The organism is Burkholderia sp. BCC1047 (assembly GCF_902833155.1).
GTDB lineage: Bacteria > Pseudomonadota > Gammaproteobacteria > Burkholderiales > Burkholderiaceae > Burkholderia > Burkholderia sola.
Window position 1 is genome coordinate 107720 of record NZ_CADFEH010000017.1, and the last position, 15740, is coordinate 123459.

Here is a 15740-nt window from a genome sequence, read left to right on the forward strand (position 1 = left end):
ATTCTAAATGAAATTAGAACACAGCATCTATCTCCTTCCGGTTTAGTTTTGCCAAATATGCAGAAAGAGACGGAATCAGATAAATCAGATCATTTCCGGATTCGAAGGACGATAACGTTTGCGAGACCGGCGCCATGAGGTTTGCATGTGCTGCAAGGCTGGTGGCGGGCCGTATCAGGGCGTGTATTGGGGCCAGATTAAAAGAGCCGCAAACGGCAGGCGGAAGAAGAAAAAATCGCGCGACGAGCGCGCTCGACGCCGCCGTTTCAGGGCCGGCAGGACGCCGGCCCCTGCGCCCGCCTACCCGCGCGCGTGTTGCGCGGACACTTCCTGCAGGTCGAGGTCGCGTTCGAGCGTGTGCAGCATCTCGTCGTGGATGCGCCCCGACCGATGCAGGCGCAACAGTTCGGCGCGCCCGGCCCGGATCGCGGCCAGCACCACGTCGTAGTGCGCGGTGCGCACTTCCGCCGGATACGCGGGCTCGTTCTTCGACCGTTCGGTCAACTCGGCGCGATACGTGTACTGCTCGAGCAGACGCGGATGGATCACGACGCCGTGCGCGTCGCGCACGAGCGGCTGGATCGCCGCGAGCTGCGCGGCCTCGACGTACGCCCACGTCTGCGGCTCGGTCAGGTGGTGCGCGGCGCGCTCGTCGCGCTGCGGCAGGCGCAGCAGCCGGATCAGCGGCCCGATCGTCGTGCCCTGCAGCAGCACGGTCACAAGGATCACCGCGAACGACGCAACCAGGATCACGTCGCGGCCGGGCAGCGCCTCGGGCAGCGACAGCGCGATCGCCAGCGTCACCACGCCGCGCATCCCGGCCCAGCTCATGATCGTCGCGGCCTTCCAGTCGGGCGCGTCGCCGCGCCGCACGAGGCCGCGCACCGGCCACTTCAGCGCCTCGACCGCGTAGATCCACACGAAGCGCGACAGGATCACCGCCGCCAGCACCGCGAGCACGGGCGGCACCATCGTCGCGAGCACCTGCTCGAAGCCGCCAAGCCGGTGGATCGCGCCGCGCAGCGACAGCCCGATCAGCACGAACACCATCGCCTCGAGCAGGAACACGATGACCTGCCAGAACGCGGTGCCGCGCGTACGCACGGCCGCCGAGAACACCTCGTGCTGATGCCAGCCGACGATCATGCCGGCCGTGACGGTCGCGATCACGCCCGACACCTCGACCATTTCGCCCGCGATGTACGCGATCCAGCCGGCGATCACCGCGACGGTGATCACGAGATAGTCGTCGTCGAGCAGCTTCAGGAACCAAACCACGAGCTTGCCGACTACGAAGCCGACCACCACGCCGCCGAGCCCGAGTTCCGCGAAACGCACGACCGCATGCTCGAGGCTGAACGCGCCGGTGAGCGCGGCCGCGACCGCGAAGCGGAACAGCACGAGGCCGGCCGCGTCGTTCAGCAGGCTCTCGCCTTCGAGCAGGACCATCAGCCGGCGCGGCAGCGCGACCCGTTCGAGCACGGCCTTCGCGGCGACCGCGTCGGGCGGCGACACGATCGCGCCGAGCGCGAAGCACGCGGCCCACGGCAGCGCCGGCACCACCCAGTGCACGGCGAAGCCGACCGCGAACGTCGTGAACACGACCGCGCCGATCGCCAGCATCAGGATGCCGCCGACGTTGCGCTTGAACTCTTCCCACACGGAGAAGTACGCGCCGTCCATCAGCAGCGGCGGCAGGAACACCAGCAACACCAGCTCGGGATCGAGGTTGATCGGCGGCAGGCCGGGGATGAACGCGATGCCGATGCCGCCGATCAGCAGCGCGGCGGCGGGCGGCAGCCTCAACCGCTTGGCGATGCATTCGAGCGCGACAATCGCGAGGAATGACAATAGAACCAGCTTGAATGCCGAGACGGGGGACATGAATCGACCTCGTGAAGAATGAATTCGCGCGTTCCGGCGTCGTACCCCGGTCGGCAGTTTCGCGCGATTACATCACGAGGGAAGGCCCGTAGTCGAGCCTGTTGCGAGCGGCCGCCGCGCGGGGCACGCGCGGCGCCGCGCCGCTGCGCGCACCGCGATGAAAAACGGCACGCGGGCGGCCCGATCGCCCGCCCGCGTGCCGTCGCGGCGCCGCGCCGCCTGCCGCGCGTTACCGGCGCCGCACGACCATCAGCCGCGGCTCGGTCATGTCCTCGATCGCATAGCGGATGCCTTCGCGGCCGAGACCGGAATCCTTCACGCCGCCGTACGGCATGTTGTCGACGCGGAACGACGGCACGTCGTTGATCACGACGCCGCCGACCTCCAGCTCGTCCCATGCGCGGTGCGCATGCGTGAGCGAATCGGTGAACACGCCGGCCTGCAGCCCGAAGTCGCTGTCGTTTACACGCGCGAGCGCGTCGTCGAAGCGGTCGAACTTCTCGAGGATCGCGACCGGGCCGAATGCCTCCTTCCGGTACAGGTCCTGCTCGCGCCCGACGTTTTCCAGCAGCGTCGCCTCGAACATCGCGCCGTCGACCTTGCCGCCCGCGACGATCTTCGCGCCCGCCGCGACGGCCGCGTCCATCCAGCCTGACAGCCGGCGCGATTCGGATTCGGAGATCATCGGGCCGACGAACGTCGACGGATCCTTCGGATCGCCCATCTTCAGCGAACGCGTCTTCGCGATCAGCTTCTCGCGCAGCGCGTCGTACAGGTCGGCATGCACGAGAATCCGCTGCACGCCGATGCAGCTCTGGCCCGACTGGTAGTACGCGCCGAACGCGAGCCGCTCGACCACGTAGTCGAGCCGGTCGCGCTGGTCCGCATCGACGATCGCCGCCGCGTTGCCGCCCAGTTCCAGCACGACTTTCTTCTTGCCGGCCTTCTCCTTCAGCGCCCAGCCGACGGCCGGCGAACCGGTGAACGACAGCAGCTTGAAGCGCTCGTCGGTCGTAAACAGGTCGGCGCCGTCGCGATGCGCGGGCAGCACCGAGAACGCGCCCTTCGGCAGGTCGGTTTCCGCGAGCACCTCGCCGATGATCAGCGCGCCGATCGGCGTGCGGCTCGCGGGCTTCAGCACGAACGGGCAGCCGGCCGCGAGCGCGGGCGCGACCTTGTGCGCGGCGAGGTTCAGCGGGAAGTTGAACGGCGAGATGAACGAGCACGGGCCGATCGGCACACGCTTCGTGTAGCCCGTATAGCCCTGCGCACGCGCGGAGATCTCGAGGTTGACGATCTCGCCGTCGATGCGCACCGATTCCTCGGACGCGACGCGGAACGTATCGATCAGCCGCGTGACTTCGCCCTTCGAATCGTTGATCGGCTTGCCGGCCTCGATGCACAGCGCCTCGGCCAGCTCGTCGAAACGTTCGCGAAAGCGCGCGACGCAATGATCGAGCACGGCCTGCCGCTTGTAGGCCGGCATCTCGCGCATCGGCTTCGTGGCGCCGACGGCCGCGGCGATCGCCGCATCGATCGCCTTCGCGTCGGCCAGCGCGACGCGCGTGGCGACCTTGCCGCTGAACTTGTCGGTCACCTCCAGATCGGTGTTCGCGTAGACGGCTTCGTTGGCGAGGTAGTACGGATAGGTTTCCTTCAACATGGAACGACTCCTTCCTGTGAACGGGAATTCAAAGTTGCGCCGACAGGCGCTTGATCTCGCGGTTCAGCACGCGCTCGTTGTCCGAATAGTCGATCGGCACGTCGATCACGTGCACGCCCGGCGACGAGAAGCACTCGCGCAGCAGCGGCTCGAGATCGTCGGCCGACTCGACGCGGTGCCCGTGCGCGCCGTAGCTTTGCGCGTACGACACGAAATCGGGGTTTTGCAGCGTCATCGCGAAATCGGGGAAATTCATGTTTTCCTGCTTCCAGCGGATCATCCCGAACGCGTCGTCGCGCAGGATCATCACGACGATGTCGAGCTTCAGCCGCACGGCCGTTTCGAGCTCCTGCGAATTCATCATGAAGCCGCCGTCGCCGCACACGGCGATCACCTTGCGCTGCGGATGCACGATCTTCGTCGCGATCGCCGACGGCAGGCCGGCGCCCATCGACGCGAGCGCGTTGTCGAGCAGCAGCGAGTTCGGCTCGTGCGCACGCCAGTAGCGCGCGAACCAGATCTTGTACATCCCGTTGTCGAGGCAGACGATGCCGTCCACCGGCAACGCGTTGTACAGGTCGTTGACGATCCGCACCGGATACATCGGAAAGCGCGGGTCGTGCTGCCCTTTCTGCAGATGCGCGTCGAAATGCTCCTTGATCATCCTGAAGCGCTCGAAATCCCAGTGCGATTGCGGCGTCACCGCTTCCTTCATCTGCCACACCGCGTTCGCGATGTCGCCGACCACCTCGATCTGCGGGAAATAGACGGGATCGACCTGCGCGCCGAGGAAGTTCACGTGGATCACGGTCTTGTCGTCGGTGCGCATGAAGAACGGCGGCTTCTCGATCACGTCGTGGCCGACGTTGATGATGCAATCCGCGTGCTCGATCGCGCGGTGCACGAAGTCGCCGTCGGACAGCGTCGCGTTGCCGAGCCACAGCGGGTGCGTCTCGTCGATCACGCCCTTGCCCATCTGCGTCGTGAAGAACGGGATGCCCGTCCTGTCGACGAATTCGAGCAGCATCTTGCAGGTGGTCTTGCGGTTGCCGCCCGCGCCGATCATCAACAGCGGATGACGCGCGGCCTGGATCGCGTCGACCGCATGCGCGACCGCCTTCTCCTCCGCCACCGGCCGCCGGCTGTAGCTGCGCGGGATCGGCTTGCCGTCGCCCTCCTCGTGCGCGATGTCTTCCGGCAGTTCGAGGTGCGCGGCGCCCGGGCGCTCTTCCTCTGCGCGGCGGAACGCCTCGCGCACGGCCGACGGGATGTTGCCGATCGACACGATCTGCCGCGTGAACTTCGTGAGCGGCTGCATCATGTCGACCACGTCGACGATCTGGAAGTGGCCCTGCTTGCTGGACTTGATCGGCTTCTGCCCGGTGATCATCAGCATCGGCATCCCGCCGAGCTGCGCATACGCGGCGGCCGTCACGAAGTTCGTCGCGCCCGGGCCGAGTGTGGCAAGACACACGCCGGTGCGGCCCGTGAGGCGGCCGTAGGTGGCGGCCATGAACCCGGCCGCCTGCTCGTGCCGGGTCAGCACGAGCTTGATCTTCGATCGCCGCAGCGATTCGAGCAGATCGAGGTTTTCCTCGCCGGGAATGCCGAACACGTACTCGACGCCTTCGGCTTCCAGCGCCTTCACGAACAGATCCGATGCTTTCATGGGGACTCTCGGTTATGCCGCCTGCCCGGCCTACGGACACGCGGCGTTCAGGACGCGCGCCGGCCTACGGCACGCGGACGCCTTACCTACTGGACACAGACCACGGCACTGCTCGCCGCGCGACACGCGATGCTCGATGGGTGACGCGCGGCGGCGCCTCCGGATGCCGGAGGACGAACGGATTCGCCCGCACGCGGCGGGCGCGCACGGGCGGCAAAGACGCTTTTGATTGTAGACGGATTCGCGGAATTCCGAATTCGACCGGATGGCCGCCCCCGGCGCGACAGGATCGGCCTGACGGCCAATTCGACCTCAAACGACGCGCGCGGCGCTACCGTAGGCGCAACCGATTCCATTCATCGAATATGTGAACCATGGTTGACATCCTGCAATCCGTGCCCTACAGTGCGCCTACGTACAGCATCCGGACCACCGACGTCTTCGACGCCTGGTTTGCCGGCCTGCCCGATCGCCTCGCCAAGCGCCGCATCCAGGCGCGCATCGACCGCCTGTCGATGGGCAATACCGGCGACTGGAAATCCGCCGGCGCCCCCGTCGTCGAAATGCGCATCGACCACGGCCCCGGCTATCGCGTCTACTACGTGAGGCGCGGAACGATATGGGTGATCCTGCTCTGCGGCGGCGATAAATCGACGCAACGGGCCGACATACGCGCCGCGCACGCAATGCTCGCGCACCTCGACATGGAGTGATCGATGGACAACATCAACAAGATCAAGACCCGGCCTTGGGATTCGGCCGACCACCTGAAAACCGAAGACGACATGGCCGAGTACTTCGACGCGTGCCTGCAGGAGGGCGGCGACGATCCGGCCTTCATCGCGCACGCGCTCGGCGTGATCGCCCGCGCACGCGGCATGTCGCAGGTCGCACGCGATGCGGGGCTGTCGCGCGAAGGGCTGTACAAGGCGCTGTCGCACGACGGCAATCCGAGCTTCGGCACGATCCTGAAAGTCATCAAGGCGCTCGGCCTGCAATTGCACGGCGCGAAGGCGGCCGCGTAACCCGGCGGCGCACCGCAGCGCGCCACGGGCGCTAACGCGCGTGCCCGCGTCAGTGCAGCCACCCGGCTGCCCAGCGCGGCGCGAGCGACACCAGATACAACCCGAGCCCGATCAGCCCGCCGACCAGCGTGCCGTTGATGCGGATGTATTGCAGATCCTTGCCGATGTTCAGCTCGATCTGTCGCGACATCTCGCGCGCATCCCAGTTGCGCACCGTGTCGCGAATGTGACGCATCAGGAAATCGGCGAAATCGGGCGCCATCTCGTGCACGGCCTTCTCGACGTGCTCGTTCAGCGACGCGCGCAGCGTCGGGCTCTCGGCGAGCCGTGCGCCGAGCCAGCCGCCGAGCGTCGCGGCCTGCCGGTGCAGCGCCGAATCGGGGCGCGCGAGATCGGCCTTCAGCCACGCGCGCAACTGGTCCCACAAATCGCGCACGTAGTCGTTGAACGCATCGCCGTCGCGAATATAGCGCTTGATCTCCTCGCCCTTCTCGATGAACGCGGGGTCGTGCTTCAGCCGCTCGGTCAACCGCACGACCGTCCGGTCGAAGCGTTGCCGCAGCTCGTGCTCGGGGTCGGCCGCGACGCCCTCGAGCACGCGGCTCACCGCGCTCGCGAGCATCCGCGCGCCGTTTTCGCCGAACCACTGCGTCGGCATGATCTTCTCGACCTTCGGATATTGCGTCTTCAGCCATTCGACGATGAAACCCGCGATCACCTCGCGGTTTTCTTCCTTGTCGAGCACGTCGACCACCTGTTCGATCGCGTCGTCGAGCAGCGCCTGGTGGCGGCCGTCCTTCGTCAGCGTGTCGAGGATCGCGCCGGCCGATTGCGACAGGTCGACCCGGTCGATCACCGCGCGGAACGCATCGTGGACGAACGACTGGATCCGCGCGTCGTCGGTCATGTCGAGCGCGAAGCTCATCAGCTTCGTCACGTAGCCGCCGAGCGCGTCGGTGTTCGCCGGCTCGCCGAGCCATGCACCGAGCTTCTGCGCGGGATCGTGCTGGCGGATCTGCGCGGCGAGCGCGTCGGGGCCGAGGAATTTCTCGCGCACGAACACCGCGAGGTTGTCGGCGATCTTGTCCTTGTTCTTCGGGATGATCTCGGTATGGCGCGACACGAACGGGATCGGCACGCGGCGGAACAGCGCGACGACCGCGAACCAGTCGGCGAGCGCGCCGACCATCGCGGCTTCGGCGACCGCCTTGAAGCCGTCGACCCACGGGCCGCGCGGCAGCAGGATGGTCGTGACGAACACCGCGACGGCGGCCAGCAGCAGCCATAGCGCGCGGCGCTTGCTGCGTTTCAGTTCGAGGGCTTTGTCTGGCGTCATGGAGGACGGGCGGATCGGCGATGCCGTTAATATCCCCGATTTCGCCGCCCCCGACAAACCCGCAACCGGCGCGGGCGCGCACGATGCATGCGTGCCGCTCGCGCCGCGCGGCTACATGAACGTCTTCAGATTGACCGCCGGGTCGGCCAGCTTCACCGGATCGGGCACCGCGCCTGCCGCGATCAGCCGCCGCGACGCGCCGATGTCGCGCCCGAGGTTCGCCGCGGCCACCGCGACGATCTTTCCGTCGTCGCCGAGCCCGAACACCGTGAACGGCCCGCTCGCCGGATCGCCGCGCACGACGATCGTGCGTTCGCTGCCGAACAGCCCGAGCATCTGCAGGTTGCAGTCGTACTGATCGGACCACAGCCACGGCAGCTCGGCATAGCGCTCGTCGGCGCCGAGCAGGTTCGCGGCCGCGACGGCCGGCTGGTTTTCGGCCACCTGCCACGATTCGATCCGCACATGCCGCCCGAGCAGCGGATTGAAGTGCGTCGTCACCTCGCCCGCCGCGAAGATCGCGGGATCGGCCGTGCGGCAGCCCGCGTCGACGCGAATCCCGTTATCGATGTCAAGCCCGGCCGCCTGCGCGAGTTCGACGTTGGGCACCACGCCGATGCCGACCACGACGATGTCGGCCGGCACGTCGCCGCGATCGGTCTCGACGATCGCGCCACCGCTCGGCGCGCGGTGAATCGCGCGCGGCAGCGTCGCCATCTGAAAGTTCACGCCACGCGCATCGTGCAACCGACGCGCATACGCCCCGACCACTTCCGGCAACGCGCGCTGCAGCAGGCGCGCGGCCGGGTCGATCACCGTCACGTCGCAGCCGAGCTGACGCGCCGCCGCCGCGACCTCGAGGCCGATGAAGCCGCCGCCGAGCACCGCCATGCGACGCCCAGGCGCCAGTTGCGCACGCAACGCACGCGCATCGTCGACCGTGCGAACGTAGTGCACGGCGACACCTTCGTCGATCGCCCCGCCGAACGTGCGCACGCGCGAACCCGTCGCGAGCACGAGCTTGCCGTACGGTAACGACGCACCGTCGTCGAGCCGCACGCGCCGTGCATCGCGCTCGATCGCATCGACGCGCGTGCCGAGCCGCAACTCGATGCGCTGCGCGTCGTACCACGCGGCATCGCGGATGAACGCGCGCTGTTCGCCGCCGTCCGTCAGCAGCGCATCCTTCGACAACGCCGGCCGGTCGTACGGCAGTTCGCGCTCCGCGCCGATCATCACGAGGCGCGCATCGGCATCGCGCTCGCGCAGCGCCTCGGCCGTGCGCCGCGCCGCGTGGCCGGCGCCGACGATCACGAACGGGTCAGCCGACATTGACTTCCACCTGCCCGTCGACGATCCGGATCGGATAGGTCCGCACCGGCTCGGTGATCGGCGCGCATTTCGGCGCGCCCGTGCGAATGTCGATCAGCCCCTGGTGCAGCGGGCATTCGACGCAGCCGTCCTCCACGTAGCCTTCCGACAAGCGCGCGTGACCATGCGAACACAGGTCGTGCATCGCGAACAGTTCGTCGCCGATCCGGAACACGGCGATCGGCTTCTGGCCAGCGACGCGCGCCGCCGGTTCGTCTTCGGAGAATTCGTCGAAAGCGCCGAGCGGATGCCACTCGGCCAGCGTTGCTTCAGTCATGTCGATTCCTTGCTTCGTCAGATCGGTCAGAGCGGTCAGATCGGCGTCGCGAGCAGCGTCTGCACGCGCGACGTGTCGTAGATCACGCGCTTGGTCTTGTAGCGCAGCCCGTCCGGCGTACGCACGACCGTGTCGTAGTACTTGCCGGCCTGGTACACGTTCGATTCGCCGTTGCTGCGCGTCTGCACGACCACGTAGTTGCTCTCGGTATCGAACTCGCCGTCGCGTTCGGCGACGATCGTCAGGCCCGACGTCATGTGCCGGTACGTGTGCTCTTCATAGATGTTCGCGTGCCGCAGCGACACCACGCGGTCGCGCAGCATCCGCTGGTTCGTGCAGTGCACGATCCCGACCGGCAGCCCGAGATCGGCGTTCTCCTTCGGCACGATTTCGTACGTACAGTCCTCGGTGAACATCTCCGGCCAGTGTTCGAGCCGATCGTTGTCGAGGTGCCCGATATAGCGGTTCTGGAGCATATAAATCTCGAACCACGTCTTCATGTCTTCCGTCATTTTTTGCTCCCGCGTCAATAGCCCATCAGCTTCTGGTAGCCGACCCAGAACTTGCGGATCAGGCTCTCGGTGATCACCGTGTCCTGCTGGTCCGGATTGCCGCGCGACATCTCGATCACCGACGTCGCATCGGCGTCGCGCACCGTGCCGCGCTGCACGAGCTCGGTCGCTTCGGTGTCCTCCATCGAGATGTAGCCGGCCGGCCCGACGAGATTCGCCTGCTTGATGCGCAGCGCACGCAGCTCGGGCGTGTCGTCCGCGTAGCCGAAGAAGTGGAAGATCAGCTCGAAGTTGTCGGGGCCTTTGGGCAAAATCTGCCGCGCAACCAGCGTGTTGTGGATCTGCTGGATCACGAGCTGCGGGAAGATCGGCTGGATATGGTTCGTGCAGTCCTCGTCGTATTCCGATACGAGATCGAGGATCGATTCGTCCTCCAGATGGAAGCCCTCGTCGAACGAGCGAATGTTCTGCTGCTTGTACGCAGCCGACGTATCGTCGCCCGTCTTCGTCACCGTGATGATGCTGTGCAGCCCGTGATTCGCATCCGGAATCGAGCGCGCCTTCATCCCGACGCGGAAGATGTTGAAGGTCGTATGGAACAGATGCAGCATGCTCGCGTGATACGGGTCCTTCACGTTCTCCATGTACAGCTTCCAGTTCGACTTCGAATACTGGCGCGTGCAGCCGAGATACTCGATCGGCTTGTGGAAGATCCGGTCGATCCACGGGCGCATCTGCTCGCCGAGATACTCGGGCAGCGGCGCGACTTCATCGCTGAAGGTCGCGAACACGAGCCCGCGATAGCTGTCGACGCGCAGCTTGCTCAGCCCGTGCTGCTTCGGATCGAAATCGGCCGGCATCCCGGTCATCCCCTTCTGGCCGCGCCGGAACGGCACGCCGAGCAGGTTGCCCTGGTTATCGAAGCTCCACTGGTGATACACGCACGTGTGCGAGCTCGCGTTGCCGCGCGACTTGCGGCACACCTGCGCGCCGCGGTGCGCGCAGCGATTCACCCACGCGGACAGCGCGCCGTCCTCGGTGCGCGTGACGACCACCGGCGTGTCGCCGACGAACGTGCTCTTGAAGTCGCCGGCGTTCGGGATTTCGGCTTCGAGCGCGACGAAATTCCACGTCGGCCCGCGGAAGATGCGCTCCTGCTCGCGATCGTAGACGGCCCGCGAGCTGAACACCTTGTACGGCACGCGCGAGCCGTCGTCGTGCGGGAAGCTCACGTCGGATGCGTCGCCGCGCGCGGTGAAAACGACGGGCGATTCTGTCTGCTCCATGTCGGACTCCTTGGGGTTCCGTTGCGTTGAATGCATGGAGCCGATTTTTGAAAAGCTAATATTCGGCGTCTATCCGGAAAGTGCGATTGCGGCGGCGCAATATCCACTTTCGGCGGATTTCTGCGCTAGCATGACGGCACGCGCGACCCGGCGCGCGATCGCGACCCATTCGTCGGATCGAAGCGCGCGTCGTCCATACCAAGGCTGAGGCCCATGTCCCCAACGTCGTTCGAGCCGCTCGCGCTGCGCGCGCACCGGCTGTTCGAATCCCGCGATCTCGACGAGACGCGCGAGCGGATCTCGCGCGTGATGCAGCCGCACGCGCTGCTGCCGAGCGGGCGCGTACGGGGCGCGTCGCACATGGATTTCGTCCGGCTGGGCGGGCTCGGGATCGGCACGATCGCGTTCGGCGACGCGATGCGCGTGCAGGTCGACGCCGTCGACGGCTATTACCTGCTGATGTTCTGCCTGTCCGGCCAGGCCGAAGTGCGCGCGATGGGGCGGCAGCTCGGCGTCGACGGGCAGACCGGCGTGCTGTGCGCGCCCGGCGAGCGCTTCGACGCGGTGCTGTCGGCCGATTGCGAGCAGTTCGTGCTGCGCATCGACGCGGCGACCGTCGGCGCGCTGACCGGCGACCCGCGCGCGACGCTCGACCCCGTGCTGCACGTCAGCGACGCCGCGCTCGCCGCGTGGCGCCAGCAGCTGATGCTCGTCGCGCGGTCGCCCGAGCTGCTCGAACGCGCGAACGCGAACCCGCGTGTCGCGTCGCAGCTCGAGCATCTGCTGATCGACCTGCTGATCGAAGGCCATCCGCCGTCCGTGCTGCAGGCGTCGCACCGCGACCCGGCGCCGGGCTTCGTGCGGCGCGCGCAGGAATTCGTCGATGCGCACTATGCGCAGCCGCTGCAGCTTGCCGATATCGTCCAGGCCGCCAACGTGCCCGAACGGACGCTGCGCGACGCGTTCCTGCAATTCCGCGGGATGAGCCCGATGCAATACCTGCGTGCGACGCGGCTCGCGCACGCGCGCGAACTGCTGCGCGGCGCGGCAGCCGACCGGCGGATCGCCGATATCGCGCTCGATTGCGGGTTTACCCATCTCGGGCGGTTCGCGATCGCGTATCGGGAAAGGTTCGGCGAGTCGCCGTCGGAGACGCTCGACGCGCAGCGTCAGGCGTGACGGTCGTCCCGCTGCGCTTGCGCACCACCTTCACCACGCGGCGGCTTACTCGCCGGCTTTGACCGTGCCGCAACGGCATCTCGTCGCACCGCTCTGTCGGAATTCGGCTGCACGCCCGGGATCGACCGTTAGTTGCAGCTCATGACGTCACGCCGCCGGCACGATCATCTCCCGCGCGATCGCGCAGAACGCGGCCGTCGCCGCGCTTTCGCCGTGCAACCGGCGGCTCATGATGATCGGCGACGTCGCGCCCGGCTCCGGCAAGCGCCGATAGACGACGCCCTTCACGCGTACGCCCTCCACGCTCTCCGGCACCAGCGACACGCCCACCTGCGCGGCGACGAGCCCGAGCGCCGTCTGCAGCTCGCGCACCTCGTGCACGGCCGCCGGCACGACCGCGCCGTCGCGCAACGCCGACAACTGCTGATCGGCGAAGCTCGGCCGCGGCGTGCTCGGGTAGACGATCATCGTCTCGTTCGCGAGATCCGCGAGCGTCAGCGGCCGGGCCGGATCGGCGAGCCGATGCCCGACCGGCAGCGCCGCGATCAGCTTTTCCTCGATCAGCGCCTCGCGCACCAGTTGGTCGTCGTCGAAGCGCAGGCGGCCGAATCCCACGTCGATCCGCCCGCCCTTCAGCGCGCCGAGCTGTTCGAGCGTGAACATTTCGATCAGCGACAGCTCGACGTCCGGCTGCGCCTCGCGAAACGCACGGATCACGTCCGGCAGCGCGCCGTACAGCGCCGACGGCACGAATCCGATCACGATCCGCTCCGACGACTGCGCGAGCCGCCGCGTCAGCGGCCCCAGTTCGTCGGCCTGATCGACCAGACGTTTCGCCTGCGCATAGAACACGCGCCCGGCATCGGTCAGTTTCAGCGGCCGCGCGCCGCGCTCGAACAGCGGCAATCCGATCTCTTCCTCGATCGCCTGGAGCTGGCGGCTCAGCGGCGGCTGCGTCATGTGCAGGCGCTCCGCGGCCCGCGTGATGTTCATTTCCTCGGCGACGGCGATGAAGTAACGGAGCTGGCGCAATTCCATTTCATGCCTCGAAGGTATGGAAGTAGTCGGAAAGAGTGTTGGACGACGCGGGGCGGGAATTCCTACCATGTGCACCAACAGGAGGAATCGCATGATAGCAACTGCCGCCACTATCGAACGCATCGAGACGTTGCTCGTCGACGTGCCGACGATCCGGCCCCACAAATTGTCGGTCGCGACGATGAATTGCCAGACGCTCGTGCTGATCCGAATTCGATGCACGGACGGTATCGAAGGCGTCGGCGAGGCGACGACCATCGGCGGCCTCGCGTACGGCGAGGAGAGCCCCGAAAGCATCAAGGTCAATATCGATACCTACTTCGCGCCGCTGCTGCAAGGCATGGACGCGACGCGTCCGGGCGCCGCGATGGCGCGGGCGCGCAAGCTGTTCCAGGGCAACCGCTTCGCGAAGTGCGCGATCGAGACCGCGCTGTTCGACGCGCAGGCGCAGCGTCTCGGCGTGCCGCTGTCCGAACTGTTCGGCGGACGCCGGACCGACGCGGTCGACGTCGCATGGACGCTCGCGAGCGGCGACACGCAGCGCGACATCGCGGAAGCCGAAGCGATGCTCGACGCCCGCCGCCATCGCGCGTTCAAGCTGAAGATCGGCTCGAACGCCGTCGCCGACGACGTGGCGCACGTGGTCGCGATCAAGCGCGCGCTCGGCGAGCGCGGCGACGTGCGGGTCGACGTGAATCAGGCCTGGAGCGAGACCGATGCGATCTGGGCCGGCGCGCGGTTGGCGGAAGCCGGCGTGAGCCTCGTCGAGCAGCCGATCGCCGCGACCAACCGCGCGGGGCTCAAACGCCTCACGCGACTCGCACAGGTGCCGATCATGGCCGACGAGGCGCTGCACGGCCCCGTCGATGCATTCGCGCTCGCGCAGGATCGCGCGGCCGACGTGTTCGCGGTGAAGATCGCGCAATCGGGCGGCCTGCAGGGCGCGGCGAGCGTCGCGTCGATCGCGGCGGCGGCCGGCATCGACCTGTACGGCGGCACGATGCTCGAAGGCGCGGCCGGCACGATGGCGTCCGCGCAACTGTTCAGCACGTTCGACTCGCTGAAATGGGGCACCGAACTGTTCGGCCCGCTGCTGCTCACCGAGGAGATCCTCGTCGAGCCGCTGCGCTACCAGGATTTCAAGCTGCATCTGCCGGCGACGCCCGGCCTCGGCATTACCTTCGACTGGGCCCGCATCGAACGGATGCGACGCGACGCCCGCTGATCCCCACACGACAACCGAAACCGGAGACACAGATGAACAAGCAAGCCATCGACGCCCTGCTGAAGACCTTCGACGACGCCGCCGAGAAGCCCGGCAACCCGCGCGTGCGCGCGATCGTCAACCGGATCGTGAAGGACCTCTGCTACACGATCGAGGACTTCGACGTGCAGCCGAGCGAGTTCTGGACCGCGCTCAACTTCCTGAACGAAGCCGGCCGCGAATTCGGGCTGATCGCCGCGGGCCTCGGTCTCGAGCGCTTCCTCGACGTGCGGATGGACGAAGCCGAGGCGAAGGCCGGCATCCAGGGCGGCACGCCGCGTACGATCGAAGGGCCGCTGTATGTCGCCGGTGCGCCGGAATCGGTCGGCCACGCGCGTCTCGACGACGGCACCGATCCGGGCCAGACGCTGATCATGCGCGGCCGGGTGCTCGGCCAGGACGGCGCGCCGCTCGCGAACGCGCTGGTCGAGGTGTGGCATGCGAACCATCTGGGCAATTACTCGTACTTCGACGCGTCGCAACCCGCGTTCAACCTGCGCCGCTCGATCCGCACCGATGCCGAAGGCCGCTACAGCTTCCGCAGCGTGCTGCCGGTCGGCTACAGCGTGCCGCCGGGCAGCAAGACCGAGCAGTTGCTCGACCAGCTCGGCCGTCACGGCCATCGTCCGGCGCACATTCACTTCTTCGTTTCCGCGGACGGTTATCGTAAGCTGACGACGCAGATCAACATCGATGGCGATCCGCATCTGTGGGACGACTTCGCGTTCGCGACACGCGACGGGCTGATCCCGCCGGTCAAGCAGGCGGAGGGCGCGGAAGGCAAGCCGTACGGCGTCGACGGGCAGTTCGCGCTGATCGACTTCGACTTCTCGCTGGTCAAGGACAAGCAGGACGTGCCGGGCAGCGAAGTCGAGCGGGCCCGCGCGCAGGCGTGAGCGCCCTTCCCGTTCGACGAATCGACAACGCAAGGAGTGCAGGATGCTGTTTCATGTGGAAATGACCGTTCGCCTGCCGGCGGACATGGATCCGGTCAAGGCGGCCACGCTGAAGGCCGAAGAGAAGGCGATGTGCCAGCGGCTGATGAACGAAGGCACGTGGCGTCATCTGTGGCGAATCGCCGGGCAGTATGCGAACGTCAGCATCTTCGACGTCGAAAGCGTGCAGCAGTTGCATGACGTGCTGAGTCAGCTGCCGCTGTTTCCGTATATGGAGATGGAGGTGCGGGCGCTGTGCCGGCATCCGTCTTCGGTGCGGGAAGACGATCGGTAAGCAACG

15 protein-coding genes are annotated in these 15740 nt (G+C 67.0%); 6 read left to right on the plus strand and 9 right to left on the minus strand.

Features of this window, described 5'->3' with window-relative positions; translation table 11 throughout:
• Positions 1–300: 300 nt before the first annotated feature.
• The 3 genes from HWX55_RS18870 to HWX55_RS18880 all read right to left on the minus strand — a co-directional run bounded on the left by HWX55_RS18870 (position 301) and on the right by HWX55_RS18880 (position 5216).
• Positions 301–1884, minus strand: coding sequence for a Na+/H+ antiporter (locus HWX55_RS18870; RefSeq protein ID WP_050017385.1), 1584 nt, complete (start codon positions 1882–1884; stop codon positions 301–303).
• A gap of 229 nt (positions 1885–2113) precedes the next feature.
• Entirely contained in the window at positions 2114–3547 is a 1434-nt protein-coding gene (locus tag HWX55_RS18875; RefSeq protein WP_175976817.1) for an aldehyde dehydrogenase family protein, read from the minus strand.
• A 28-nt stretch (positions 3548–3575) separates the two neighbouring features.
• On the minus strand, positions 3576–5216 hold the full coding sequence (locus HWX55_RS18880) for an acetolactate synthase large subunit (RefSeq protein ID WP_175976818.1): 1641 nt from the start codon (positions 5214–5216) through the stop codon (positions 3576–3578).
• Positions 5217–5590: 374 nt separating this feature from the next.
• On the opposite strand from HWX55_RS18880, the gene HWX55_RS18885 reads away from it, so the two are divergent.
• Both HWX55_RS18885 and HWX55_RS18890 read left to right on the plus strand, forming a co-directional pair.
• A complete protein-coding gene (locus tag HWX55_RS18885; RefSeq protein WP_175976819.1) occupies positions 5591–5929 on the plus strand; it encodes a type II toxin-antitoxin system RelE/ParE family toxin in 339 nt (112 codons plus the stop codon).
• A gap of 12 nt (positions 5930–5941) precedes the next feature.
• Positions 5942–6241, plus strand: a complete 300-nt coding sequence (locus tag HWX55_RS18890) for an addiction module antidote protein (RefSeq protein WP_175976850.1) — start codon at positions 5942–5944, stop codon at positions 6239–6241.
• Positions 6242–6290: 49 nt separating this feature from the next.
• On the opposite strand, the gene HWX55_RS18895 is transcribed toward HWX55_RS18890, so the two are convergent.
• The 5 genes from HWX55_RS18895 to andAc form a co-directional block, all read right to left on the minus strand.
• On the minus strand, positions 6291–7577 hold the full coding sequence (locus HWX55_RS18895; protein WP_175976820.1) for a DUF445 domain-containing protein: 1287 nt from the start codon (positions 7575–7577) through the stop codon (positions 6291–6293).
• Positions 7578–7688: 111 nt separating this feature from the next.
• Positions 7689–8909 carry an anthranilate 1,2-dioxygenase system ferredoxin--NAD(+) reductase gene (gene andAa / locus HWX55_RS18900; RefSeq protein WP_175976821.1) on the minus strand — a complete coding sequence of 407 codons (1221 nt, stop codon included), beginning with the start codon at positions 8907–8909 and terminating at the stop codon, positions 7689–7691.
• A complete protein-coding gene (gene andAb / locus HWX55_RS18905) occupies positions 8899–9225 on the minus strand; it encodes an anthranilate 1,2-dioxygenase ferredoxin subunit AndAb (protein WP_039344765.1) in 327 nt (108 codons plus the stop codon). Before andAb ends, andAa begins: the two co-directional genes overlap by 11 nt.
• A gap of 35 nt (positions 9226–9260) precedes the next feature.
• Positions 9261–9737: an anthranilate 1,2-dioxygenase small subunit AndAd gene (gene andAd, locus HWX55_RS18910; protein WP_006479528.1), complete on the minus strand. Its 477-nt coding sequence runs from the start codon at positions 9735–9737 to the stop codon at positions 9261–9263.
• Between the two features lie 14 nt (positions 9738–9751).
• Entirely contained in the window at positions 9752–11023 is a 1272-nt protein-coding gene (gene andAc / locus HWX55_RS18915; RefSeq protein ID WP_175976822.1) for an anthranilate 1,2-dioxygenase large subunit AndAc, read from the minus strand.
• Positions 11024–11236: 213 nt separating this feature from the next.
• Between andAc and andR the strand changes: the two genes are divergently transcribed.
• Positions 11237–12202: an anthranilate 1,2-dioxygenase regulatory protein AndR gene (gene andR / locus HWX55_RS18920; protein WP_175976823.1), complete on the plus strand. Its 966-nt coding sequence runs from the start codon at positions 11237–11239 to the stop codon at positions 12200–12202.
• A 147-nt stretch (positions 12203–12349) separates the two neighbouring features.
• Here andR and HWX55_RS18925 read toward each other — a convergent pair whose 3' ends face one another.
• Positions 12350–13240 carry a LysR family transcriptional regulator gene (locus HWX55_RS18925; protein ID WP_050017395.1) on the minus strand — a complete coding sequence of 297 codons (891 nt, stop codon included), beginning with the start codon at positions 13238–13240 and terminating at the stop codon, positions 12350–12352.
• Positions 13241–13331: 91 nt separating this feature from the next.
• Between HWX55_RS18925 and HWX55_RS18930 the strand changes: the two genes are divergently transcribed.
• Genes HWX55_RS18930 through catC form a run of 3 tightly spaced genes read left to right on the plus strand, consistent with a single transcriptional unit; the run spans position 13332 to position 15734 of the window.
• Complete coding sequence (locus HWX55_RS18930; RefSeq protein ID WP_175976824.1) at positions 13332–14465, plus strand: muconate/chloromuconate family cycloisomerase; 1134 nt, start codon at positions 13332–13334, stop codon at positions 14463–14465.
• Positions 14466–14497: 32 nt separating this feature from the next.
• Positions 14498–15400, plus strand: coding sequence for a catechol 1,2-dioxygenase (gene catA, locus HWX55_RS18935; RefSeq protein WP_175976825.1), 903 nt, complete (start codon positions 14498–14500; stop codon positions 15398–15400).
• A 43-nt stretch (positions 15401–15443) separates the two neighbouring features.
• Positions 15444–15734, plus strand: a complete 291-nt coding sequence (gene catC / locus HWX55_RS18940; protein WP_050017398.1) for a muconolactone Delta-isomerase — start codon at positions 15444–15446, stop codon at positions 15732–15734.
• Positions 15735–15740: the final 6 nt, after the last annotated feature.